We start from the raw sequence: 24712 nt of genomic DNA on the forward strand, positions 1-24712 counted from the left end.
GAGGGCGTACACATTGCCGATGACGGAGCGGCGGCCGACGAGGAGTTGGGGACTGGGCATGTCAACCAGCGTGCCCGTTGTTTGCAATCTTCGGCATCGGAGAGGTGCCGTCTCATCGATCAGGGAGTGCCGTGGCCATGCGTGGGTAGAGTCGACCGTTGGTCGACTATCGCGCGCAGCGCGGGTGTCAGGTGATCGCGAAAAGCAGTCGACCAACGGTCGACTCTACCGCGCAGCGCGCGGTGTCGGGTGGTCGCGAAAAGCAGTCGACCAACGGTCGACTCTACCGCGAAGCGCGGGGGTCAGGTGGTCGCGAAAAGCAGTCGACCAACGGCCGACTCTACCGGGCAGTGCGGGTGTCGGGTGATCGTGGAAAGCAGTCGACCAACGGTCGACGCTACCCGGTCATTCCGGCAACGCGTACGCCATCACGTAATCGCCCTTCGGGGTTTCCATGAAGTGGTGCCCGGCCGCGACGATCACGACATACTGGCGCCCGCCCTGCGCGTACACCATCGGATTGGCCTGACCGCCGGCCGGCAGCTTGGCGTGCCAGAGTTCCTTGCCGGTCTTCAGGTCGATGGCGCGCAGCAGATCATCGGTGGCGGCGGCGATGAAGATCAGTCCGCTGGCGGTCACCACCGCGCCACCATTGTTGGGCGTGCCGATCTCGATCGGCAGGCCGGAACGGATGCCGAACGGGCCGTTGCCGCGCGCACTACCGAACGGGCGGTCCCACAGCAGCTTGCCGCTGCGCAGGTCGATGGCGCGGATGCCGCCATAAGGGGGCTGTTTGCACAGCAGGCCAGTGAACGGCAGGCGCCAACCGGCATTGACGTCGATGGCGTACGGCGTGCCTACCTGCGGGTCGCCCGCACCTTCGGCACCACCCTTGTTGTCGGCACGGATCTGTTCGCGCGGCAGCCAGCCCTTGCGGTCGGCTTCGGCACGCGGCACCAACCGGTTGTAGTTGGGCATGTCGTTGTAGTTGGCCACGATGATGCCGCGCCGCGTATCGATGGCCACGCTGCCCCAATCCGAGCCACCGTTGTAGCCGGGGTACTCGATGGAGTGGCGGTCGCTGGTGGGCGGCGTGTAGAACCCTTCGTAGTGCGCCTTGCGGAACTGGATGCGGCACACCAGCTGGTCGATGGGGGTCAGCCCCCACATGTCACGCTCGGTCAGGTCATGGTCGCGGCGCAGCGTGTGGTACAGCGAGAACAGCTGGGTGGGCGAGCGCTGTTCGGGCTCCACCCCGCCCTGCGGCACCGGGCGCTCTTCGGCGGGCGTCAGCAGCTGGCCGTTGCGCCGGTCCAGGATGTACAGGTCGCCCTGCTTGGTGGGCAGCAGGATGGCCGGCACCTTGCCGGCCGCGGTCGGGTAATCGATCAGGCTGGCCTGCGATCCCAGGTCGTAATCCCAGACATCCTTGCGCACGGCCTGGAAATGCCAGGCGGGCTTGCCGGTGGTCACGTCCAGGGCCACCAGCGAGGTGGCGTAGCGGTTCTGGTTCTCGGTGCGCGAGCCGCTCCAGTAGTCACCGGCCGAATTGCCCATCGGCAGGTAGACCAGGCCCAGCTGCTCATCGCCGGTGGCCGTGGTCCACATGTTGGGGGTGCCACGGGTGTAGGTCTGGTCGCGCGGCGGCAGGCCGCTGCGCTCGGGCTGGTCCATGTCCCAGGCCCAGCGCAGCTTGCCGGTCATCGCGTCGTAGGCCTGGATGACCCCGGACGGCGCATCGCGGCGCTGGCCATCCAGCACCTGGTGGCCGGTGATGATCAGCCCCCGCACGATGGCCGGCGGCGAGGTGATGGACACATAGCCCGGCGGCACCTCGCCCATGCCCAGGGTGATGTCCACCTGACCGTTGTTGCCGAAGGCGGCGCAGGGTCGCCCGCTGTCTGCATCCACGGCGATCAGGCGGCCATCCAGCGTGCCTTCGATGATGCGGGCACTGCAGAACGGCCGGCTGCCGTCTGCGGCTGCGCGGTGCATCGGGGTGGGCGGCGGCGCCGGCAGAGCCAGATCTGCGGCCACATCGGCCAGCACGGCATCGGCCACCGTGGGCGCACTGGGCTGCTCGTAATAGGCCACGCCTCGGCAGGCGGCGGTATAGGGAATGGAGGCATCGCGCACCTTGGGATCGAAGCGCCAGACTTCATTGCCGCTGGCCGCGTCCAGCGCGATCAACTGGTTGCGCGCACTGCACAGGTACAGCCGGTTGCCGATCTTCAGCGGCGTGGTCTCGGCACCCCAGCGCTTTCGCGGCACATCACCGGTGCGGAACTGCCAGGCCAGCTGCAGCGTGTCCACATTCTTCGGGGTGATCTGCTGCAGCGGCGAAAAACGCGTGGCCGCGTTGCTGCGGCCCCATGCCGCCCAGTCCTCTTCGGCAGGTTGGTCGGACGGCTGCAGCCCGGTGGTGTCGCGCGTGGGGTCCAGGCCGGCACTGACCGCGGCCTCGGGGTATGGCTGGCGACCATCCACTTCGCCGTGTGGCGCAAAGGCCAGCGCGAAGGCGGCCACGAAGACCAGGATCAGCACACATCCAACGCTGCGCGACAGCCGCTTGGGCACCGGCGCGCGCAGGGTGGGTGCCACGAACGCCAGCACGATGCCCAGCGCGGTCACCATGCCCAGCCGCGGCACCCAGCGCCAGTAGTCGCTGCCTGATTCCCACCAGGTCCACAGCAGGGTGCCGACGAACAGCGCCGCGTAGACGAGTGCGCCGCTGCGCCGATTGCCCCACAGCAGGATGCCGCTGGCCAGCAGGCCGACACCGGCGATGGCGTAGTACCAGGAGCCGCCCAGGCTACCCAGCCACGCGCCCAGGCCACCGATGACCAGCCCCAGCACGACCAGCAGCAGGGCCAGCACGGTTACCAACGGGTGGCGGGACACAGCGGGTGCGGCGGACTGCGGCGTGGCGGACATCGTCGATCTCCGGGGGCAGCATGGCCTGTTATCCCACCGTCGCTGTGAAGTGCGCGTGCGGTGAGCGCCGGATACAACAACGCCGGCACGAGGCCGGCGTTGTTGAGGTGACGTCGCGACGCGTGCTTACGCCTGCGGCGCGTCCTCGCTCGGTGCGGGGGCTTCGGCCGGGGCGGCAGCAGCCACCTCGTCCTCGTCCTCGTCGATCGAGGCGTCCATGCGCTCCACGGCCTGCAGCTTCTCATCCTTGGACAGGCGGATGAGGGTCACGCCCTGGGTGTTGCGGCCCACGCGGCTGATTTCCGAGCCGCGCGTACGCACCAGGGTGCCGCCGTCGGAGATCAGCAGGACTTCGTCGCCCGACCCCATCAGCACCGCGGCGACCAGCTTGCCGTTGCGCTCGGTGGTCTGGATGCCGATCACGCCCTGCGTGCCGCGGCCCTTGCGCGGGTAGTCCGGCAGCGGGGTGCGCTTGCCGTAGCCGTTTTCGGTGGCGGTCAGGATGTACTGCACGCTGGCGTCGTCGGCGCCGTCGATCACCGCATCGCCGTTGGCGGCGGTTTCCTCGACACCGTTGTCGTCCTCGTTCTCGTCCTCGATGCCACCGGCACTTTCGGCCACGATCAGGCTGACCACTTCCTCGCCGGCCGGCATCTTGATGCCGCGCACGCCGGTAGCGGTACGGCCCATCGAACGGACCTTGTCTTCACCGAAGCGCACGGTCTTGCCGTTGGAGGCGAACAGCAGGATGTCACGCTCGCCATCGGTCAGGCCGACGCCAACCAGGGCATCGCCTTCGTCCAGGTTGATGGCGATCTTGCCGCGGGCCAGACGGAAGGCGAACTCGCTCAGCGGGGTCTTCTTGACCGTGCCGTTCTTCGTGGCGAAGAACACGAACTGGCCATCGGCGTACTCACGCACCGGAAGCACGGCCTGCACGCGTTCACCCGGTTCCAGCGGAATCCAGTTGATGATCGGACGGCCGCGGGCGTTGGAACCGGCTTCGGGCAGCTGGTAGACCGGCAGCCAGAACACCTTGCCCGAGCTGGTGAAGGTCAGCAGCGTATCGTGCGTGTTGACCAGCCACAGCTGTTCGATGAAATCCTCTTCCTTGGTCGCCGCCGCACTGCGGCCACGGCCACCGCGGCGCTGCGCGCGGTAGACGCTGACCGGCTGGCGCTTCACGTAACCGGCGTGGGACACGGTCACCACCACGTCTTCCGGCGCGATCAGGTCCAGGATGTCCAGGTCTTCTTCGCTGTGGCGGATTTCGGTACGACGCTCGTCGCCGAACTCGGCCTTCACGTTGATCAGCTCTTCGCGGATCACCTGCAGCAGGCGGTCGGGATCTTCCAGGATGTGGATCAGCCCGGCGATCACTTCCAGCAGCTGCTTGTATTCCTCGGTCAGGCGGTCCTGCTCCAGCCCGGTCAGGCGGTGCAGGCGCATTTCCAGGATCTGCGTGGCCTGGATCTCGGTCAGCTGGTAGCCGCCCTCGATCAGGCCCACGCCCTTGGGCAGGTCTTCCGGGCGCGAGGCTTCAGCGCCGGCGGCACCCAGCATCGAACCGACCAGGCCCGGCTCCCACAGGCGGGCGAGCATGCGTTCGCGCGCTTCGTTGGGGTTCGGCGAGGTCTTGATCAGTTCGATCATCTCGTCGATGTTGGCCAGCGCAACGGTCAGGCCTTCCAGCACGTGGGCACGGGCGCGCGCCTTGCGCAGCTCGAACACGGTGCGGCGGGTGACCACTTCGCGACGGTGGCGGACGAAGGCCTCCAGCATCTGCTTGAGGTTCATCAACTGCGGGCGGCCATCGACCAGCGCCACCATGTTGATGCCGAACACCGATTCCATCTGCGTCTGCTGATACAGGTTGTTCAGCACAACCTCGGCAGATTCACCGCGCTTGATCTCGATGTAGATGCGCATGCCGTCCTTGTCGGACTCATCGCGCAGCTCGCTGATGCCTTCGATCTTCTTTTCCTTGACCAGCTCGGCGATCTTTTCGATCAGACGCGCCTTGTTCACCTGGTAAGGAATTTCAGTGACGATGATCGATTCGCGGCCGTTGTCGGCCACTTCGATATCGGCCTTGGCACGGATGCGCACGCGGCCACGGCCGGTGCGGTAGCCGGCGACGATGCCGGCGGTGCCGTTGATGATGCCTGCGGTCGGGAAATCCGGGCCCGGGATGTACTCCATCAGGCCGTCGACATCGATTTCCGGGTTGTCGATCAGCGCGATGCAGGCGTTGATCGATTCGCTCAGGTTGTGCGGCGGGATGTTGGTGGCCATGCCCACCGCGATACCGGCCGAACCATTGACCAGCAGGTTCGGGAACCGGGTCGGCATGACCGTCGGCTCCAGTTCCTTTTCGTCGTAGTTGGGCTGGAAATCGACGGTTTCCTTGTCGATGTCCGCCATCAGCTCGTGGGCGAGGCGGGACATGCGGGCTTCGGTGTAACGCATCGCCGCGGCGGAGTCGCCGTCGATCGAACCGAAGTTACCCTGGCCATCGACCAGCATGTAGCGCAGCGAGAACGGCTGTGCCAGGCGCACCAGCGTGTCGTAGACCGACTGATCGCCGTGCGGGTGGTACTTACCGATCACGTCACCGACGATACGCGCCGACTTGAAGTAAGGCTTGTTGCTGTGCGCGTTCAGTTCGTTCATCGCGAACAGCACACGGCGATGCACGGGCTTGAGGCCATCGCGCGCATCGGGCAGCGCACGCCCCACAATCACGCTCATGGCGTAATCGAGGTAGCTCTTGCGCATCTCGTCTTCCAGGTTGACCTGGATGATTTCCTTGGCGGTTTCTGCCATTCGGGTTCCGTTGTCTGGTAGCGGTCCAGTCCGGCGCAGCCCACTGCAGGAGGGGTCGTGCCGGAACCTCGATTCAACCTGCCGATACTACCACAACGGGCCGTTTTCCGCCCGTGTTTACGGGGGTTTTACCGGCACAAATCAGGAACTTAGGGGTAGCCGGGCGACGGAACGGCGAACCATCCACGCATGGCGTGGATCTACCGGCCCGGCCAGCCTGGTCGGGGCCGGGGTCAGATCCCTTTCCGCAGGAAAGGGCTCTGACCCCGCCTGTCCGTCAGCCGCCGAAAGCAGCCCGCATGTTTTCCACGGTCGGGTTCAGGATGACCCCGCGCTCGGTCACGATGGCGTCGATCAGCTCGCCCGGGGTCACGTCGAACACCGGGTTCCAGGCGGCGATGCCCTCGGCCACGGTGCGGGTACCGCCCACGCCGTACAGCTCGCCCGGGTCGCGCTGCTCGATCTCGATCTGGCTGCCGTCCACGGTATCCATGTCCACCGTGGACGAGGGTGCCACCACCATGAACTTCACCCCGTGGTGGCGGGCGGCGATGGCCAGCTGGTAGGTGCCGATCTTGTTGGCGGTATCGCCGTTGGCGCAGATGCGGTCGGCGCCGACGATCACCCACTGCACCGCACCGGTCTTCATCAGGTGCGAGGCGGCCGAATCGGCGATCAGGGTGGCGTCGATGCCATCCTGCTGCAGTTCCCACACGGTCAGGCGGGCGCCCTGCAGCCACGGCCGGGTTTCGCCGGCAAACACCCGGGCGATGCGCTGCTGGGCCATGCCGGCGCGGATCACGCCCAGGGCGGTGCCGAAACCGGCCGTAGCCAGCGAACCGGTGTTGCAGTGGGTCAGCACGCCGCTGCCGGCCTCGATCAGACCCGCGCCCAGTGCGCCCATGTGGCGGTTGGCGGCCAGGTCTTCTTCGGCAATGGCCTGCGCCTCGGCTTCCAGCACGGCCTTCCAGTCGGCGCCGGCGGCGGACAGCGCGCGGCGCATGCGCGCCAGCGCCCAAGCCAGGTTCACTGCGGTCGGGCGCGAGGCATTCAGGCGCTGCAGCGCCGGTTCCAGCTGCTGCAGCGCATGCGCGCCGTCGGCGGCCTGCACATCGCGCGCGGCCAGCACCACGCCCCAGGCCGCGGCGATGCCGATGGCCGGCGCGCCACGTACGGTCAGCGCATGGATGGCGGCGGCGACTTCGTCGCTGTCATGGCAGGCTACGTGTTCCACCACGAACGGCAGCTTGCGCTGGTCCAGCAGCTGCAGCGCGTCGCCGGTCCACAGGATCGGACGGATATGGTCGTAACGGGCGTAATCGAGATCGGTGGCAGTGTTCATGCGCCCATTGTAGGGCCAGCCCCTGCCCCGTGGCCCTGCCGGGCGGTCAATTCACCGAGAATTCGGCCCGGCAGCCGCCGTCCACCCAGATCCCGTTGCGGTTCCAGCCCCAGGTTTGCCCTTCCACGCAGGCGGTTCCGGAAATCTGCCGCGACACCACGGCGCCGGCGTTGATGCTGGCCCCGCAGAAGCGACGCCGCTTGGATTTGGATTCGCAGGTCAGCCGGCGCGGCATATCGACGAAGCGGCCCTGTTCGTCGGCCACCTCGAAATCGCCCTGGCAGCCACGGCTGGTCCAGATTTCATTGCGCTTGTAGCCCCAGCCCTGCCCTTCCCGGCACGGCAGCACCGACAACTGGCGCAGCAGCCGCACTGGCGCGCCGTCCAGCCGCACGGGGCAGCTCTGCGGCCGTCCGCTGGATTCGCAGCGCACCACGCGGCGCACCAGGCGCTTGCCGGTCTCGGGGCTGGCCGTCGTGGCCGCAGCACCGGCGGCCGGGCGTGCGCGGAACTCGGCGCGGCAGCCCAAGGTGACCCACACGCCGCTGCGGTCGGTGCCCCATTCGCTGCCGCGGATGCAGCTGTTGCTGGACAACTGCCGTACCAGGTCGACGCCATTGCTGACGTCCAGGTCGCAGTGCACCCAGCCCATGTCGCGCGATTCACAGGTGATGACCTGGCCGTCATAACCGGTCTGCGCCGACGCCGGCAACGGCATGACCGCGCCCCATATCGCCATGGAGTACACCGGTGCCGCCACGACCGCCAACCACTTGACCAAAGCTTTCCCCAACCGAGTCGATAACCACGCTGCCAGTGTCTGGCATCAGGCGTGATAAGAGCATCATCGCCGTTGCTGAATCAAGCGTGGAATGTGCTCGATCCGTTCAGGCCCTGCAGCGGCGGCGCGAAGAGCGCGCGCACGCCACGCTCATGCATGGGCGAAGTCGAAGGCCAGCACATCGGCGATGCGCGGCGTGCCGTTCATCGCCATCAGCAGGCGGTCCACGCCCACCGCCACGCCCGCGCAGTCGGGCAGGCCCGGCAGTGCGTCCAGCAGCGCTTCATCCAGTGCCGGCTGCACCTGCCCACGCGCGTGGCGGCGCTGCAGATCGTTGTTGAAGCGCGCGCGCTGTTCATGGGCATCGTTCAGTTCGTGGTAGCCGTTGGCCAGTTCCACCGTGCCCAGGTACAGCTCGAAGCGTTCGGCCAGCGGCGGGCTGCCGGCACGGATGCGGGCCAGCGCCGCCTGGCTGGCGGGCCAGTCATGCACCACCGTCATCACCGCGTCATCGAAGTGCGGCTGGATGCGATGGGTCATCAGCAGGTCCAGCCAGTCATCGCGGGTCAGCCCGACCGGGTCGATGTGTACCTCGCCCAGCGCCGCGCGCAGTGCTGTCTCGTCGGCAGCGAAGGGATCCACCCCGGCATGCTGCTGGAACAGCTCGCGATAGCTGAGCACGCGCAGGCTGGCGGTGCGCCCCACCAAGGCCAGCGCCTGGCGTACCAGCTCGGCGGTTTCGTGCATCAAGCGGTGGTGGTCCCAGCCGACCCGATACCATTCCAGCATGGTGAATTCGGGGTTGTGGCGGCCGCCCGCTTCGCCGTTACGGAACACCCGGCCCAGCTCGTAGCAGTCGCCCACGCCGGCCGCCAGCAGACGCTTCAGCGGAAACTCGGGCGAGGTGCGCAGCCAGCGGCGGCGGCCACCTGCATCGACGTGGCCACTGAAATCGGTATGGAAGCTGTCGATGTTCGGCTCGGTGTTACCGGCCACCGACAGGATCGGCGTTTCCACTTCCATCACATCGCGTTCGGCGAAGAAACGGCGCAGCAGCGCATTCAACGCCGCGCGCTGCTGCAGCGTGCGCATCAGCTGCGGATTCACAGGATGCCCTCGGCGCGCGGATGGTCCAGCGGCAGGGTCAGCAGGCTGCGGGTGTCATCGATGTAGCCGCTGGCCAGGTACAGGCGGCGTGCCAGTTCGTTGTGGTGGTTCACTTCCAGCCGCAGACGGGTGACGCCGCGGCCGCGTGCACGCTGTTCGCAGATGGCCAGCGCCTGCTTGCCGCGGCCACGGCCACGTGCGCGATGGCTCAGGTAGAGCTCGTCCAGCAGCACGAAATGGCCGCCCTGCTCCAGGCTGAAGCCCATCGCCAGCACGGCATGGCCGACCACCTCGCCGGCTTCGTCCAGCCACAGCAGTACCTCGCCATTGCGTGGGTCGGCCAGCAGCGCATCGACCCCGCGGCGAACGCGGGCATCATCGAATTCGATCTTGTCTTCGGCGTAGAAGTCGCGCATCAAGGCAATCAATGCCTCTTCATCGGCACGGGTGGCCAGGCGGAAATCCAGCGGGGCGATCTGCATCGGTAGTCCTCTCTTGCTTCAGGCCGGGCGCTCGGGGCGCCCGGCGGGTTCATCACTCGTGTTCGGCCAGATAGGCCAGCAGGCGTTCCTCGTCCCACACCGGCACGCCCAGCGACTGCGCCTTGTCCAGCTTGGAACCGGCTTCGGTGCCTGCCACCAGGAAGCTGGTCTTCTTCGAGACGCTGCCCGACACCTTGGCGCCCAGCGCTTCCAGGCGTTCCTTGGCCACATCGCGGGTGAGCTGGGCCAGGGTGCCGGTCAGCACCACGGTCTGCCCGTCCAGCGGCCCGGCCACCACGTCGGCCAGGGCCGGTGCGTGCGCCAGGATGTGCTGCATGGCGCGCTCGGCGGCCAGCAGCATTGCGCCATGGCCGTCGCTGTCCAGCCACTGCGCCAGCCCGCGCGCGGTGTCATCGGGCAGGCCGGCGTTGACGAACTGGCCGTGCTCGGCGTCCAGCACTGCCTGCGCGGATGGCAATACTGCCACCAGCTTTTCCGCGCGGAGACGGGTGATGCCGGGAATCTCGGCTTCCACCAGCAGCTGGGCCAGATCCAGCCCTTCGCGCAGCTTGGCGCTGGGCGGATGGGCGTCGGCAATGCGCACCTGCCCCACCTGCAGCAGATCGTCGATGGCCTGCTGGTTGCCGGGCTGCTCGAAGAAATGCCCCAGCGAGCGCGCGACTTCACCGCCGATGTCTGGCACGCGCTTGAACAGCGGCCACGGCAGGTGGCGGATCAGTTCCAGATCACCGAACCACTGCGCCAGTGCCTTGGCCGTGCTTTCGCCCACGTGCTCGATGCCCAGCGCGAACAGCAGCCGTTCCAGCGTGGCATCGCGGCTGGCGTCGATGGCCGCGATCAGGTTGTCGGCCCACTTGGTGGCGATCTTCTTCGTGTTCCATTCGAAGCTGGCCGGCTGCACCAGCGCCTGCGCGCGCCAGCCCGCATCGGCGGCGTCCAGCTTCAGCACCGCCGTGAGCACCGCGCCACTGCCCTCGGCGGGCAGGTGCAGCTTCAGTGCCGCAGCCAGGGCCGAAGGATCTTCGGCATCGAGCACCAGCTTCAGGTGCAGCAGGGTGTCACGGCGCAGGCGGTACAGATCCGCCACGCTTTTCACGATGCCGGCATCGACCAGCGTTTCAATGTACTTGTCGCCCAGGCCGTCGATATCCATGGCGCGGCGCGATGCGAAGTGCGCAATGGCTTCCTTGCGCTGCGCCGGGCAGGACAGTTCGCCCGAACAGCGCCATGCCGCTGCACCTTCTTCGCGCACGATCTCCGCACCGCACACCGGGCAGTGGGTGGGCATCTGCCAGGGCGTGGTGCCCGGCGGGCGACGGTCCACGATGACGCTGACCACTTCGGGAATGACATCGCCGGCACGGCGCACGATCACGCTGTCGCCAACGCGCACGTCCAGCCGCGCGATCTGATCGGCGTTGTGCAGGGTGGCGTTGGACACGATCACCCCGGCCACTGCCACCGGCGCCAGACGCGCGACCGGCGTTGCCGCACCGGTACGGCCGATCTGGATCTCGATCGCCTCGACCGTGGTGCTCTGTTCCTGCGCCGGGAACTTGTGTGCGATGGCCCAGCGCGGCGCGCGCGAAACGAAGCCCATCGTCTGCTGGCCGGCGCGGTCGTCCAGCTTGTAGACCACCCCGTCGATATCGAAAGGCAGGCCGTCACGGCGCTCGCCGATCATGCGGTAGTAGCCCAGCAGCCCGTCGCTGCCTTCCACCACCTGGCACAGGTCGCTGACCGGGAAACCCCAGGCCCCAAGCTGCGCCAGCGTGCCCGAATGGGTGTCCGGCAGCTCGCCGCCCTGCACTTCGCCGGTGCCGTAGGCAAAGAAGCTGAGCCGACGCTGGGCGCTGATTTTCGCGTCGAGCTGGCGCAGTGATCCCGCCGCTGCGTTGCGCGGGTTGGCCAGCACCTTGCCGCCGTGCAGGCGCGCACGTTCGTTGTAGGCCTCGAAATCGGCGCGGGCCATGTACACCTCGCCGCGCACTTCCAGCACATCGGGCCAACCACTGCCCTGCAGGCGCTTGGGAATATCGGCGATCTGCCGCAGGTTCGCGGTCACGTCCTCGCCGGTGCTGCCATCCCCACGGGTCGCGCCCAGCACGAACTGGCCGTCCTCGTAGCGCAGGCTGATCGCCAGGCCGTCCATCTTCGGTTCGGCGGAAAAGCGCAGCGCGCCACGGCGCAGGCGCTCGTCGATACGGCGCACGAAGTCCGCCACTTCCTCATCGCTGAACGCATTGGACAGCGACAGCATCGGGACCGCGTGGGCGACTTCGGCGAAGCGGCCGGACGGGCGCGCGCCCACCTGCTGGGTCGGGCTGTCGGCGCGGGCCAGCTCGGGATGCTCGCGCTCCAGTGCCTCCAGCGCGCGGACCAGGCGGTCGTAGTCGGCATCGGGAATTTCCGGCGCATCCAGCTCGTGATAGGCACGGTTGGCCTGGGCGATCTGCCGGCGGAGATCCTCGGCGCGTTCGGCGGGGCTGGGGCTCATCGGAATCCGGTGGTTCTGGGATGGCCGGGAATTCTACCGCGCCCGGCCGTCAGGCCCCGTATTGCCCGATGGTTTGTAGAGTCGAGCTTGCTCGACTGCTTTGTGTAGAGTCGAGCTTGCTCGACTGGGTCTGGACGGCAGTCGAGCAAGCTCGACTCTACCGGGCGGTGGGCTTGCCGCCCTGCCCCTACCAGCGCTAGCGTGCGGCAACCGCCCCTTGGAATCCCGCCCGTGACCCTGCCCACATCGCGCCGCCATTTCCTGCACCTGGCCGGCGTCGGCCTGGCTGTTGCCGGCACGGGTCTGCCCCGCGCTGCTGCAGCGCAACCGGCGCCCGTGGCAGCTGTCCCAGTGCTGTTGAACTTCAATGAGTGCCCCTACGGCCCTGCGTCCGCCGCCCGACAGGCCGCTCGCGACAGCATCGCCGGCAGCGGCCGCTATCAGTTTGCGCTGGCCGGGCAGGTGCGCGATGTCTTCGCCACCCAGAACGCCGTGCCGGCCGACCATGTGCGCCTGTACCCGGGTTCCAGCGAACCCCTGAACCGCGCCGCCACGCTTTGGACCGGGCCGCAGTCTGCGCTGGTGGTGGCCGACCCCACCTTCGAGGCGCTGGGTGACCTGGCTGCTGCGCGCGGCGCGCAGGTAACAAAGGTGCCACTGCGCGAGGACGGTGCTCACGACCTGCGGGCGATGGTGGCAGCAGCCCACGCGCGGCCCACGGGCCTGATCTACGTGTGCAACCCGAACAACCCGACCGGATCGATCAGTGCGCCGGCCGAACTGGCCTGGCTGCTGGCCAACAAGCCGGCGTCCACCCGTGTGCTGGTGGACGAGGCCTACCTGCAGTACAGCGACCTGCCCAGCCTGATCGGCCAGGTCGCCCAGCGCGATGACCTGATCGTGCTGCGCACGTTTTCCAAGCTGTATGGCATGGCCGGCCTGCGCCTGGGCGTGGCCGCCGCCCATCCCGAGCGCCTGCGCGAACTGTCCAGCCTGGGCGAGAACCCCCTGCCCGTACCCGCCCTGGCCGCCGCGCTGGCCAGCCTGGGCGACGCACAGCTGGTGCCGCAGCGGCGCCTGCAGAACGCGCAGGTACGCCAGGCCACCATCGCCTGGCTGGGCAAGCGAGGTTTCAGTTGCGTGCCGTCGGAAGCGAACTGCTTCGTGGTGGATGTGCAGCGCGACGGCAGTGCCTTTGCCAAGGCCATGGCCGACAACGGCGTGGTGATCGGCCGCAGCTGGCCGATCTGGCCGCAGCGCGTGCGGGTCACCGTGGGCACCGAAGCGGAGATGGCGGCATTCCGCCGCGCGTTTGCAAAGGTGGCCGGCGTACCGGCGTAACGTAGAAGGTGGGGGCGAACCTCGGTTCGCCCCATCCACGCGTGGCGTGGATCTACCCGGGTGGGTGCCGCCCGACGGTACGGGTGGGTGCCGACCGTTGGTCGGCACACCGAAAAGAACGCTGTTACCAGCGCGGGGTCTTGGTCAGCGGCGGGGCCTGGTGCTGGCGGTCGTAGGCGCGCAGTTCGTCACGGATATGGGCGATGCGCTGGCGGCCCAGGGCGTTGCGGCTGTCATCCAGCACCACGCCATCGAGCAGTTCGGCCATGCGCTGCACGGTGGGCAGCATCTTTTCCCAGGCATCGAGCGCGGTCAGCGGCGCCGGCAGGGTCAGGAAGAAGGCGATGGCCGGGGTTTCCATGGCGCGGATGTTGGCCATGTCGAAGCTGCCCGGCTTCATGATGCTGGCCATCGAGAAGATCGGGCCGCGCTCGGGGTGGCCTTCCACCAGCCGGTGGAACACGTTCATGTGGCCGAATACCAGGCCGGTCTTTTCCGCCGCCACCACGATGTCTTCGCCGCGCAGCTGTTCGCCCGCGCGGGCGGCCACGAACAGCGAAACGATCTTGTCGAAATCCTGGGTGGCGCGCTTGCCCAGGTCGTTGGCCGCGCCGTCTGCATCGGCCAGGCCCAGCTCGGCCTGCTGGCCCTCTTCGCCCAGGCCGGGTTCGCTGCGGGTCTCGGCCAACGGCACGCCGTCTTCGCCCAGTACCGGTTCGCGGCGCTCGCCTGCAACCGGCTCGGGGCCGTCCACGCGGCGCCCCTGCGGCTTTTTCTTGGGGCGACCAAACAGGAAGATCGCAGCCACCAGCAGCAGGCCGGCGGCCAGGATGCCGATGCGCAACAGTGCCGTGTCGGACATTCGATGGGTTCTCCGGCTAGTTCATTCAGGTAACTAGAATGGCACGTCAGGCCGCGCCCGCCAATCGCGCGGCTTCTTCCAGGTCCACGCTGACCAGGCGGCTGACGCCCGGCTCGCGCATGGTCACGCCGGAAAGCTGGTGCGCCGCTTCCATCGTCGCCTTGTTATGGCTGACGAACAGGAACTGCACCTTCTCGCTCATTTCCTTGACCATGTTGGCCAGGCGACCGACGTTGGCCTCGTCCAGTGGCGCGTCCACTTCGTCCAGCAGGCAGAACGGCGCGGGGTTGAGCTGGAAGATGGCAAACACCAGGGCCACCGCGGTCATCGCCTTTTCGCCGCCGGACAGCAGCGAAATGCTGGACACGCGCTTGCCCGGCGGGCGCGCCATGATGGTCACGCCGGTGTCGAGCAGGTCTTCGCCGGTCAGTTCCAGGTAGGCATGGCCGCCACCGAACAGGCGCGGATACAGCGCCTGCACGCCGGCGTTGACCCGGTCGAAGGTGTCCTTGAAGCGCCCGCGGGTTTCGCGGTCGATCTTGCGGATCGCATCTTCCAGGGTTTCCAGCGCGGTGGTCAGGTCGGTGTGCTGCGCATCCAGGTAATCCGAGCGCTGCGAGGCCTCGCCGTACTCGTGGATGGCGGCCAGGTTCACCGGCTCCAGCCGGCGCATGCGCGCGTCGATCTGGTGCACGGCCTGTTCCCACTCGTCCAGGCGCGCATCATCCGGCAGCGCCTCCAGCACTTCAGCCATCACGAAGCCGGCCTTTTCCACGGCGGCCTGCAGGGTTTCGGCGCTCAGCACCAGCGCCTGCTGGTCCAGCCGGCGCTGGGAGATACGCTCGCGCTGCGCCAATGCCTGCTCGTCACGCTGGTGGCGGGTCTGTTCATAGGTGCGCAGGTCGGCATCGATGCCGTCCAGCAGGGTGCGTGCCTCGGTCAGCACGCGATCGGCGCGCACACGCTCTTCCAGCGCATGCTGGTGCTCGGCCTGCAGCGATTCCACCGGCGAATCGCCATCGTCCAGCTGCGAATGCAGTTCGCCCAGGCGCGAATCCAGCTGGCCACGCTGGGTGCTCATGCGCTCCAGCGCCTGCCCCAGCGACGCCAGCTGCGCACGCTGCGATTCCAGGGTCAGTGCCAGCGCATGCGAACGCTCGCGCACTGCACGTGCAGCATCACGGGCCAGGTCGCGCGCTTCGGTCAGCTGGCGGCGCTCGCCTTCCAGCCCCTGCCGGGTCGACTCCAGGTCGCCCATGCTGCTGACCGCGTTTTCCAGCCTTGAACGCGCTTCGCGCGCCTGTTCGTTGTTGGCATCCAACGTCTCCAGCAACTGCTTCAGCTCACCTTCGATGCGGTCGATGCGGGCACGCGCGGCCTCTACCTTGCCCTGCTGGCCCTGCAGCTGGCCGGCCAGTTCGGATACGCCGCGATGGGCCTGGTACAAGGTGCGCTGCGCGTCCTCGCGCTGCTGCTCGGCGGCCAGCAACTGCTCGCGCAGGCCGGCCAAGCGCTCTTCCAGCTCGGCCTCGCGGTCCTGCAGCTGTTCGATCTGTTCGCGCAGCTCATTGATCTCACGTTCGCGCAGCAAGGCGCCCTGCTGCGCGGCGCCGGAGCGCGACACGCGCAGCCAGCCCCGGCCCAGGCGCTCGCCGTGCTGGGTGATGATGGAATCGCCTTCAGGCAGACCGGCCTGCAGCGTCTTGGCCTCGGCCAGGTCGCGGGCACCGTGCAGGTGCGCCAGCAGGCGACGGATCGCCACCGGGCCACGCACGCGCGCGGCCAACGAGGTCGGCGCCACATCCAGCGCGGCGTCATCGCTGGCGACCAGGGCAATGCGGCCCTCGCCCAGCTCGCCGAGCGCGTCGACCAGGCGGGACGGGTCGTCGACCAGCACGCCTTCGATCAGTTCGCCCAGCGCACTTTCAACGGCATTTTCCCAGCCGGCATCGACGTCCAGACGCTCGCCGACACGCGCAGCCGAATCCAGGCCGTGCGACTGCAGCCAGGCCACCGCAGCACCCTGCTCCTGGCCCAGTGCGGCCTGCTGCAGGGTTTCCAGCGAGGCCAGGCGCCCGCGCAGGCCATTGACCTGCTTGCGCAGCTCGGCCAGCTCGTTCTGGCCCGCGCGCTGCTGTTCCTGCACGACGGCCACGCCTTCCTTGCGGTGCTCGACCTCTTCGGTCAGCTCGTCCAGCGCGGTCTTCTGCGTGTCGTGCTGCAGGTGCAGCTGTTCGAACGCCTCTTCCAGTGCCTCGACATCCAGGCCGGCGCGCTCGGCCGCCAGCGCCTCACGGCGGCGGTCGGCATCCAGGATCTGCTTGTCCAGGTAGTCCACGCGGGTGCGCTCGACATCGCCGGCGCGCGAGGCTTCCGAACTCTGCGAGGTGTGGTGTTCCCAGCGCTGCTGCCAGCTGGCCAGGCGGTCCTCGGCCTCGCGCAGGCTTTCCTGCTTGATCTCGTGCTCTTCCTGCAGCGCTTCCAGCTGCGGGGTCGCGTCTTCGACGGCCTCGCGCAGCACGCCCAGGCGCGCCTCGTCGCCGCTGATGTGCTGGCCCAGCTCGGCCAGCGCCTGCTGGGTTTCGTCGCGCGCCTTGTGCAGGCGCTGCGACAGCTCGCGCTGGTGCTGGATCTGCTGTTCTACCCGGGCCAGCGTGCTGCCCACCTGATAGACGGCAGCCTGTGCGGTGTTCAGAGCGTCGGCCGCCTCTTCGCGGCGCACGCGCGAGGTCTCGATATGGGCTTCGGCTTCACGCTGCTCGGCAATCAGCTGCTGCAGACGCGTTTCTTCCTGCAGCAGGCCTTCGCGCAGCTTGGAAAGACGGCCATCCAGGCCGCGGAATTCCAGCGCCTTCCACTGCCCGTCCTTCACCCGGCGCTCTTCCTGCAGCGCCTGGTACTGCTCGGCCTGCTTGGCCTGGCGCTTCAGGTGCTCCAGCTGCTTGCCGATCTCATCGCGCAGGTCGCCCAGCCGGTCCAGGTTCTCGCGGGTATGGCGGATGCGGGTTTCAGTTTCCTTGCGGCGTTCCTTGTACTTGGAAATGCCGGCGGCCTCTTCCAGGTACACGCGCAGGTCTTCCGGGCGCGCCTCGATGATCTGGCTGATCATGCCCTGCTCGATGATCGAGTAGCTGCGCGGGCCCAGGCCGGTGCCCAGGAACAGATCGGTGATATCGCGGCGGCGGCACTTGGTGCCGTTCAGATAATAGTTGCTGGTGCCATCGCGGCTGACCGTGCGCTTGACCGAGATTTCGTTGAACGAGGCGTACTCGCCGGAAATCGTATGGTCGGAGTTGTCGAAGATCAGCTCGACGGTGGCCTGCGAGACCGGCTTGCGCGCATTGGAACCGGAGAAGATCACGTCGGTCAGCGAGTCGCCACGCAGACGGCTGGCCGAACTCTCACCCATGACCCAGCGCACGGCGTCGATGATGTTCGACTTGCCGCAACCATTGGGGCCCACCACGCCGGTCATGTTGGTCGGCAGGTGCAGGGTGGTCGGATCGACGAACGACTTGAAGCCGGACAGCTTGATCGTGGAAAGACGCATAGGGGTTCCGGGCTGGGGCCGGCGGGCGGCCTGCTTGCCCTGCAAGTCATTGATCCTACTGGGATCGCCGACAATGACATGGGCGTGACGCCCTGAGTATACCGATGTGGCCCGGTTCTACACGGCATGTTCTACGCGGGGCGTGGAACATGGCAGGGCGGGCGGCGGCCGCCCAAAACAAAACGGGCACCCCTGCGGGCGCCCGTTCTGCGGTGATACCCGGCCTTTCGGCCCGGAATCAGGCCTTTTCGGCTTCGACCACAACCTTGACGGTGGTTTCCACGTCGGCGTGCAGGTGCACCAGGACGTCGTATTCACCGATGTTGCGGAAGGCGCCTTCGCCCAGGATGACTTCGCTCTTGCTCAGCTCCAGGCCGGCAGCGGTGAAGGCATCGGCGATTTCGCGGGCGCCGACCGAGCCGTACAGCTTGCCTTCGGTCGAAGCGTTGGCGGCGATGGTCACGCTCGCGCCTTCCAGCTTGGCCTTGCGGGCTTCAGCGTCGGCGTGGATGGCCTGTGCCTTGGCTTCGTATTCGGCGCGCTTGGCTTCGAACTCGGCCTTGTTGCTCTCGGTGGCCGGCACGGCCTTGCCCTGCGGCACGAGGAAGTTACGGCCGTAGCCCGGCTTGACGGTGACCAGGTCGCCCAGGTTGCCGAGGTTGGTGACCTTCTGCAGGAGGATCAGCTGCATGGTAGTGCTCCAGATAAGTTATTCGTTAGCGAGGCAGCGCCCCGCAACTGTGGCTGTCCGAATAGCTGGCACAGCGGGGCGGCACGGGGCCGCCCCGCCGGGCATCAGACGTCGTGGTTGTCGGTGTACGGAATCAGGGCCAGGAAGCGAGCGCGCTTGACGGCGGTCGCCAGCTGACGCTGGTACTTCGACTTGGTACCGGTGACGCGGCTCGGCACGATCTTGCCGTTCTCGGTCAGGTACTGGCGCAGGGTGTTGAGATCCTTGTAGTCGATCTCCTTCACACCTTCAGCCGTGAACTTGCAGAACTTGCGGCGACGGAAGAACTTGGACATGGGAAGGCTCCTTAGGCGGCGGAAGCGGCGTCGTCGCCGGCTTCGTTGTCAGCGGTGGTGGTGGACTCGCCTTCTTCGTCGTCACGACGACGGCGCTCACCGCGCTCCGGCTTGTCACCCTTCTCGTCCTTGCTCTTCATGATCAGCGACTGCTCGGTGTCAGCCTCGTCACGCTTGATGACCAGGTTGCGCAGCACGGCGTCGTTGAAGCGGAAGCTTTCGGTCAGCTCGTTCAGCACGGCCTGGTCGGCTTCGATGTTCAGCAGCACGTAGTGCGCCTTCACCAGGTTCTGGATCGGGTACGCCAGCTGGCGGCGGCCCCAGTCTTCCAGACGGTGGATGGTGCCGTTGCCGTTCTCGACCAGCGACTTGTAGCGCTCGATCATGGCCGGGACCTGCTCGCTCTGGTCCGGGTGGACCATGAACACGATTTCGTAATGACGACTCATGTTTTTTCTACCTTTCGGATGTGGCCTTGCGGCCGGACAGCCCCCCGCCGTGGATACCGCGGTGGGGCAAGGGTTCCCGCCCAGAGGGCAGGAAGCCGCGCATTATGGCGCAGATGGGGGTGGCGGGCAACCCGGCCCGCCCTGCCGTCGTGCCGACCAAGGTCGGCACCTACCGGGCCCGGCGAACGTATTCAGCCCAGATCGACGTGAAGGCGGTGCTGGCCGCACTGCAGGCACTGGAACAGGCAACCGACCATCTCGCCATCACGGGTCAGGCATTCCAGTACCCCGTCGGCGTCGCGCGGGTTGACCGCCGCCACGTCCGGCCGGACCTGGTCCAGGATCGGCAGCAGGTCTTCGCCGCTGGCGAATCCGAGGAACGCGCAGGGCCGTTCACAATGGCTCAGCCAGACCGACTGCTGCCAGGACCGGTAGCCCGGGGTGCGCTCGCAGATCTCCAGCAGATGCTCGCGGGGGATGGTCGGCGGCGGGTCGGCCGGGTCCGGGGAAACCCCCTCGATGTCACTCCAGCCGGTGAATTCGCCATCGAAACGTGCCGACGCACTGCCATCGGCGATACACCACGGGCACAGGTAGTCGGGTTTCCGGGCGGCGTAGAACGGCCCGCGGTAGCGCAGCGTGCGCGACTGGCCGCAGCCGTCACAGACCCCATCGACCGCTTCAAAGGCGATCGTGTAGGCATTGGGGTGGTAGGTGAAAACCGGGCGTTCCATCCGTGGGTCCTTTCGTGCCGACCAAGGTCGGCACCTACCAGGCGGGGTGCGGTCGGCACCTGCCAGGCGGGTTGGCCGGGCCTTCCCCGGCGGGGTTGCGCCGGGCCTTTCCCCGGCGAGGTAGCGCCGGGCCATGCCCGGCGGGCGCCACAACCGTGCGTCAGGCCTTGTCGGCGTCGGTGGTGAAGCTTTCACCGCACCCGCACTCGGCGGTGGCGTTCGGGTTGCTGAACGTGAACGTCTCGCTCAGGCCATGCTTGCCGAAGTCGATCACGGTGCCGTCCACCAGGGCCAGGCTCTTGGCATCGACATAGATCTTCACCCCGTCCTGGTCGAACACGGTGTCACCCTCGCGCTCGTCCCGGGCCAGGTCGGTCACATGGCCCCAGCCGGAGCAGCCGGTCTTGGTCACGCCGAAGCGCAGGCCCAGGGCGCCGGGGGTCTGGGCTACAAAGCGCTGCACGCGCTCGAAGGCGATGGGGGTCAGGCTGACGGCCATGAGGCTCACTCCAGGGGTACGGGGACATTATAAGGAGCCCAGCGGCGCGAAAAATGCCTCGCAAGCAGAACGCTGCAACCGGTAAACTCCCGTGTTCACAGATCGAGTCGATCAGCAGAGGATTCAAGTCATGACGGTGGTCAGCGTTGAACATGCGCTTGCCGGGAAGATCCCGGAAGGCGGCGAAGTCACGGTACGCGGTTGGGTGCGCACGGTGCGCGGTTCAGCGAATCTGGCTTTCGTGAATGTGAGCGACGGCTCCTGCTTCGCCCCGATCCAGGTCGTGGCCAACGACACCCTGGGCAACTTCGACGAGATCAAGCGCCTGACCAGCGGCTGCTCGGTCATCGCCACCGGCACCCTGGTGAAGTCGCAGGGCAAGGGCCAGTCGTTCGAGATCCAGGCCAGCGCGCTGGAAGTGGTTGGTTGGGTGGAAGACCCGCTGACCTACCCGATCCAGCCCAAGCCGATGTCGCCGGAGTTCCTGCGTGAAGTGGCGCACCTGCGCCCGCGCACCAACCTGTTCGGCGCGGTCACCCGCATCCGCAACTGCCTGGCCCAGGCCGTGCACCGTTTCTTCCACGAGAACGGCTTCAACTGGATCAGCACCCCGATCATCACCACCTCCGACGCCGAAGGCGCCGGCCAGATGTTCCGCGTGTCCACCCTGGACATGGTGAACCTGCCGCGCGATGAGAAGGGCGCGATCGACTTCAGCCGCGACTTCTTCGGCAAGGAAACCTTCCTGACCGTGTCCGGCCAGCTGAACGTCGAGGCCTACTGCCTGGCGCTGAGCAAGGTCTACACCTTCGGCCCGACCTTCCGCGCCGAAAACAGCCATACCACCCGCCATCTGGCGGAGTTCTGGATGATCGAGCCGGAAATCGCCTTCGCCGACCTGGCCGAAGACGCACGCCTGGCCGAAGAGTTCCTGAAGTACCTGTTCCGTGCCGTGCTGAACGAGCGCGGTGACGACCTGGCCTTCATCGCCGAGCGCGTGGACAAGAACGCGATCACCAAGCTGGAAGACTTCATCAACGCGCCGTTCGAGCGCATCGACTACACCGATGCGGTCAGCCTGCTGCAGAAGTCCGGCAAGAAGTTCGACTTCCCGGTCGAATGGGGCCTGGACCTGCAGACCGAGCACGAGCGCTGGCTGACCGAAGAACACGTCGGCCGCCCGGTGGTGGTGACCAACTACCCCGAGCACATCAAGGCCTTCTACATGCGCCTGAACGACGACGGCAAGACCGTGGCCGCGATGGACGTGCTGGCCCCGGGCATCGGCGAGATCATCGGCGGCAGCCAGCGCGAAGAGCGCTTGGACGTGCTGGACGCGCGCATGGCGCAGTTCGGCCTGGATCGCGAGCATTACAGCTGGTACCGCGATTTCCGCCGCTACGGCTCGGTGCCGCACGCCGGCTTCGGGCTGGGCTTCGAGCGCTTGGTGGTCTACGTCTGCGGCCTGTCCAACATCCGCGATGCCATTCCTTACCCGCGCGCCCCGGGCAGCGCGGACTTCTAAGCCCCACACGAGCACGGAGGTACTGCCCCCATGACCCTGTTCTTCGCCCTCTGTTTCGTCGGCGTTGCAGTGGCCGGGTTCAGTGCCTTCGTGATCTTCTGGCCGCTGACTCTGGTACACGTGCGCGACCGCCACCCGGCGCTCGCCGCGCGCTTTGGCAGTGGCGCCTTCCTCAAGCCCGACGCCCTGGCCTGGCTGCTGCGCCGCGACTATCGCCAGCAGCCGGACCGCTCGCTGTCCGGGCTGGCGACGCCGGCCTGGGTATCGCTGCTGACCCTGCTGGCCGGACTGGGCATGGCTGCCCTGCTCTGGCTGGCCTCGCTCTGGTAATACGCACATGAACGACAACAACGACGCCCGCGACAGCTGGTGGCTGGCCAGCCTTGGCAACACCCTGATCTGGGCCCGCCTGCGCGTGCGCCCGGCCGGCACCGCCGAAGTGCTCGACAGCGACGGCAACACGCTGAGCTACGACAGCGAAGATACCGCCCGTTCGCAGCTGTTCGATGCCGAATTCGTCGAGTACGACGGCCTGGACGAAGAAGACGCGCTGGTCCGCGGCTTCAGCCTGCATGAAGTGCAGCCGCCGCAGGCCGGCAGCGATGAAGGCCTGCGCGGCCGCATGGTGCAGTCGCTGGGCGGGCGCGCCTGAGCCCAGGCCGATGTTCACCCCGCGCGCCTTCGCCGAAACCGACCTGCGCTGGCTGGACCGCCTGCTGGCCCGCGATGCGTTTGTCACGGTGCTGACCACCGGTGAGGACGGCCTGCCGGAACTGACCCGGATGCCGGTGCTGTACCAGCGCCAGGGCACGCAGATCGAACTGCGCGGGCACTGGGCCCGGGCCAACCCGCAGTCGCGCCGCGACGGCCCGGCCAAGGTGCTGGTGGATGGCCCGTACGGGTACGTGTCGGCCAGCTGGTACCCCGACAAGGAACCCGCCGCACGCGTTCCCACCTGGAACTACGCCGCCGCCGAACTGCGCGGGCAGCTGCAGCGGTTCGACGACCCTGCCGCACTGGCCGACCTGGTCGGCGCCATCAGCGACCATTACGAAGCCAGCGTCGGGCAGTCGTGGCAGTTCGAGGCCGACCGCCCCGAACACGGCCCGGAACTGCGCGCCATCGTCGGCTTCCGTTTCCAGGTTGAACAGGTGCAGGTGAAGCTGAAGCTGAGCCAGAACCATCCTGAAGCCAACCAGCTGGCGGTGATCGCTGCGCTGGATGAGCTGCACACCCCCGCATCCACCGAGCTGGCGCAGTGGATGCGCTGGCACCGCGACGAGGCCGCCGCCGGCGGCTGAGCGCCCGTTTCCCCACCACGACGCGGCCGGCAGGGTCGCCTCGTGCGCCCACCTGACGTCAGGGATACACGAACATGAAAGACATCCACAAGCTGCTGCAGAACAACCGCGAATGGGCCGACCGCATCGAAAAGGAAGACCCTGAGTTCTTCCACCAGCTGGCCAAGCAGCAGCATCCGGAATACCTGTGGATCGGCTGTTCCGATTCGCGCGTGCCGGCCAACCAGATCATCGGCATGGCCCCGGGCGAGGTGTTCGTGCACCGCAACGTGGCCAACGTGGTGGCCCACAGCGACCTGAACTGCCTGAGCGTGGTGCAGTACGCGGTGGACCAGTTGAAGGTGAAGCACATCCTGATCGTGGGCCACTACGGCTGCGGTGGCGTGCACGCCTGCCTGCACAACACCCGCGTGGGCCTGGCCGACAACTGGCTGCGCCACGTGGGCGATGTGGCACAGAAGCACGCGGCCATCCTCGATGCGATCGACGATGACGAGCTCAAGCACGCGCGCCTGTGCGAACTGAACGTGATCGAACAGGTGGCCAACCTGTGCCGCTCCACCATCGTGGAAGACGCCTGGGCGCGTGGCCAGAAGCTGATGGTGCACGGCTGGGTGTACAGCCTGAAGGATGGCCGGGTGAGCGAGATGGGCATCGACGTCGGTGCCCAGGACGAGCTGAAGCCGGCGTACGAAAAGGCCCTGGCCTTCGTGCCCCGCCACGGCAAGCGCGACTGACCGACCGGAGACTGCCATGCTCGCCTCGCCGATCAACCTGCTGGCCTGGATCGAAGAACACCGGCACCTGCTGAAGCCGCCGGTGGGCAACAAGATGATCGAGAACGGCGACTTCATCGTGATGGTGGTGGGCGGGCCGAACTCGCGCACCGACTACCACTACGACGAAGGCCCGGAGTGGTTCTACCAGCTGGAAGGCGAGATGGTGCTGAAGGTGCAGGAAGACGGCGCCGTGCGCGATATCCCGATCCGGGCCGGCGAGATCTTCCTGTTGCCGGGCAAGGTGCCGCATTCGCCGCGGCGCCCGCCCGGTGGCGTCGGCCTGGTGGTCGAGCGCAAGCGCCTGGCGCATGAGCGCGATGGCGTGATCTGGCATTGCGAGCAGTGCAACCACAAGCTGTACGAAGAGTACTTCACCCTGCAGAACATCGAGACCGACCTGCCCAAGGTGTTCGCGCGCTACCAGGCGAGCCTGGAACTGCGCACCTGCAGTGAATGCGGGCACGTGGACCCGTTGCCGGCACCCGCAGCGGGCTGAGGCCCACACCGGTAGGCGCCAACCAAGGTTGGCCACTACCAGAAAACGCGACGCCCGCACCGGTAGGCGCCCACCTTGGTGGGCGCATGGATCTAAGAGCGCCAACCAAGGTTGGCCACTACCAGAAAACGCGACGCCCGCACCGGTAGGCGCCCACCTT

At 67.3% G+C, this 24712-nt stretch carries 21 protein-coding genes; 7 read left to right on the forward strand and 14 right to left on the reverse strand.

Annotated elements, in window-relative coordinates; genetic code table 11:
• Positions 1-405 precede the first annotated feature (405 nt).
• The 7 genes from C1931_RS12385 to ligA all read right to left on the reverse strand — a co-directional run bounded on the left by C1931_RS12385 (position 406) and on the right by ligA (position 11996).
• The gene (locus tag C1931_RS12385; protein ID WP_108756577.1) at positions 406-2934 is read right to left on the reverse strand and encodes a membrane-bound PQQ-dependent dehydrogenase, glucose/quinate/shikimate family; all 2529 of its coding nucleotides are present in this window, start codon (positions 2932-2934) and stop codon (positions 406-408) included.
• A gap of 126 nt (positions 2935-3060) precedes the next feature.
• The gene (gene gyrA, locus C1931_RS12390; RefSeq protein WP_108749999.1) at positions 3061-5760 is read right to left on the reverse strand and encodes a DNA gyrase subunit A; all 2700 of its coding nucleotides are present in this window, start codon (positions 5758-5760) and stop codon (positions 3061-3063) included.
• Between the two features lie 277 nt (positions 5761-6037).
• Entirely contained in the window at positions 6038-7102 is a 1065-nt protein-coding gene (gene mtnA, locus C1931_RS12395; protein ID WP_108756578.1) for an S-methyl-5-thioribose-1-phosphate isomerase, read from the reverse strand.
• A gap of 46 nt (positions 7103-7148) precedes the next feature.
• Positions 7149-7883: a DUF3011 domain-containing protein gene (locus C1931_RS12400; protein ID WP_108756579.1), complete on the reverse strand. Its 735-nt coding sequence runs from the start codon at positions 7881-7883 to the stop codon at positions 7149-7151.
• Between the two features lie 150 nt (positions 7884-8033).
• Entirely contained in the window at positions 8034-8990 is a 957-nt protein-coding gene (gene epmA, locus C1931_RS12405) for an EF-P lysine aminoacylase EpmA (protein WP_108756580.1), read from the reverse strand.
• Positions 8987-9472, reverse strand: coding sequence for a GNAT family N-acetyltransferase (locus C1931_RS12410; protein WP_108753524.1), 486 nt, complete (start codon positions 9470-9472; stop codon positions 8987-8989). The genes epmA and C1931_RS12410 overlap by 4 nt, the downstream gene beginning before the upstream one ends.
• Before the next feature lie 52 nt (positions 9473-9524).
• The gene (gene ligA, locus C1931_RS12415) at positions 9525-11996 is read right to left on the reverse strand and encodes an NAD-dependent DNA ligase LigA (protein WP_199913933.1); all 2472 of its coding nucleotides are present in this window, start codon (positions 11994-11996) and stop codon (positions 9525-9527) included.
• Between the two features lie 225 nt (positions 11997-12221).
• Between ligA and C1931_RS12420 the strand changes: the two genes are divergently transcribed.
• A complete protein-coding gene (locus C1931_RS12420) occupies positions 12222-13331 on the forward strand; it encodes a pyridoxal phosphate-dependent aminotransferase (RefSeq protein WP_108756582.1) in 1110 nt (369 codons plus the stop codon).
• 124 nt (positions 13332-13455) lie between these two features.
• Here C1931_RS12420 and zipA read toward each other — a convergent pair whose 3' ends face one another.
• From zipA to C1931_RS12455, 7 genes are all read right to left on the reverse strand, one after another.
• Positions 13456-14193 carry a cell division protein ZipA gene (gene zipA / locus C1931_RS12425; RefSeq protein ID WP_108756583.1) on the reverse strand — a complete coding sequence of 246 codons (738 nt, stop codon included), beginning with the start codon at positions 14191-14193 and terminating at the stop codon, positions 13456-13458.
• A gap of 46 nt (positions 14194-14239) precedes the next feature.
• Complete coding sequence (smc, locus tag C1931_RS12430) at positions 14240-17743, reverse strand: chromosome segregation protein SMC (protein ID WP_108756584.1); 3504 nt, start codon at positions 17741-17743, stop codon at positions 14240-14242.
• Positions 17744-17981: 238 nt separating this feature from the next.
• A complete protein-coding gene (rplI, locus tag C1931_RS12435) occupies positions 17982-18434 on the reverse strand; it encodes a 50S ribosomal protein L9 (RefSeq protein WP_108756585.1) in 453 nt (150 codons plus the stop codon).
• Positions 18435-18538: 104 nt separating this feature from the next.
• The gene (gene rpsR, locus C1931_RS12440; protein WP_002804494.1) at positions 18539-18769 is read right to left on the reverse strand and encodes a 30S ribosomal protein S18; all 231 of its coding nucleotides are present in this window, start codon (positions 18767-18769) and stop codon (positions 18539-18541) included.
• A gap of 11 nt (positions 18770-18780) precedes the next feature.
• Positions 18781-19218 carry a 30S ribosomal protein S6 gene (gene rpsF, locus C1931_RS12445; protein ID WP_049445625.1) on the reverse strand — a complete coding sequence of 146 codons (438 nt, stop codon included), beginning with the start codon at positions 19216-19218 and terminating at the stop codon, positions 18781-18783.
• Positions 19219-19409: 191 nt separating this feature from the next.
• On the reverse strand, positions 19410-19952 hold the full coding sequence (locus C1931_RS12450) for a CbrC family protein (RefSeq protein ID WP_108756586.1): 543 nt from the start codon (positions 19950-19952) through the stop codon (positions 19410-19412).
• Positions 19953-20112: 160 nt separating this feature from the next.
• On the reverse strand, positions 20113-20451 hold the full coding sequence (locus C1931_RS12455; protein WP_006452998.1) for an iron-sulfur cluster assembly accessory protein: 339 nt from the start codon (positions 20449-20451) through the stop codon (positions 20113-20115).
• Positions 20452-20581: 130 nt separating this feature from the next.
• Between C1931_RS12455 and asnS the strand changes: the two genes are divergently transcribed.
• The 6 genes from asnS (at position 20582) to C1931_RS12485 (ending at position 24552) form a co-directional block, all read left to right on the forward strand.
• A complete protein-coding gene (gene asnS / locus C1931_RS12460) occupies positions 20582-21976 on the forward strand; it encodes an asparagine--tRNA ligase (protein ID WP_108750010.1) in 1395 nt (464 codons plus the stop codon).
• Positions 21977-22006: 30 nt separating this feature from the next.
• Positions 22007-22306, forward strand: a complete 300-nt coding sequence (locus C1931_RS12465; protein ID WP_005410232.1) for a hypothetical protein — start codon at positions 22007-22009, stop codon at positions 22304-22306.
• A gap of 7 nt (positions 22307-22313) precedes the next feature.
• Positions 22314-22628: a hypothetical protein gene (locus C1931_RS12470; RefSeq protein WP_108750011.1), complete on the forward strand. Its 315-nt coding sequence runs from the start codon at positions 22314-22316 to the stop codon at positions 22626-22628.
• Positions 22629-22638: 10 nt separating this feature from the next.
• Positions 22639-23277 (forward strand): FMN-binding negative transcriptional regulator, encoded by a 639-nt coding sequence (locus tag C1931_RS12475; RefSeq protein WP_108756587.1) that lies wholly within the window; start codon positions 22639-22641, stop codon positions 23275-23277.
• A 74-nt stretch (positions 23278-23351) separates the two neighbouring features.
• Positions 23352-24014, forward strand: coding sequence for a carbonate dehydratase (gene can / locus C1931_RS12480; protein ID WP_108750013.1), 663 nt, complete (start codon positions 23352-23354; stop codon positions 24012-24014).
• 16 nt (positions 24015-24030) lie between these two features.
• Entirely contained in the window at positions 24031-24552 is a 522-nt protein-coding gene (locus tag C1931_RS12485; protein ID WP_108753534.1) for a 3-hydroxyanthranilate 3,4-dioxygenase, read from the forward strand.
• Positions 24553-24712 lie beyond the last annotated feature (160 nt).

It is taken from the genome of Stenotrophomonas sp. YAU14A_MKIMI4_1 (assembly GCF_003086855.1).
In the GTDB taxonomy this organism is placed as follows: Bacteria; Pseudomonadota; Gammaproteobacteria; order Xanthomonadales; family Xanthomonadaceae; genus Stenotrophomonas.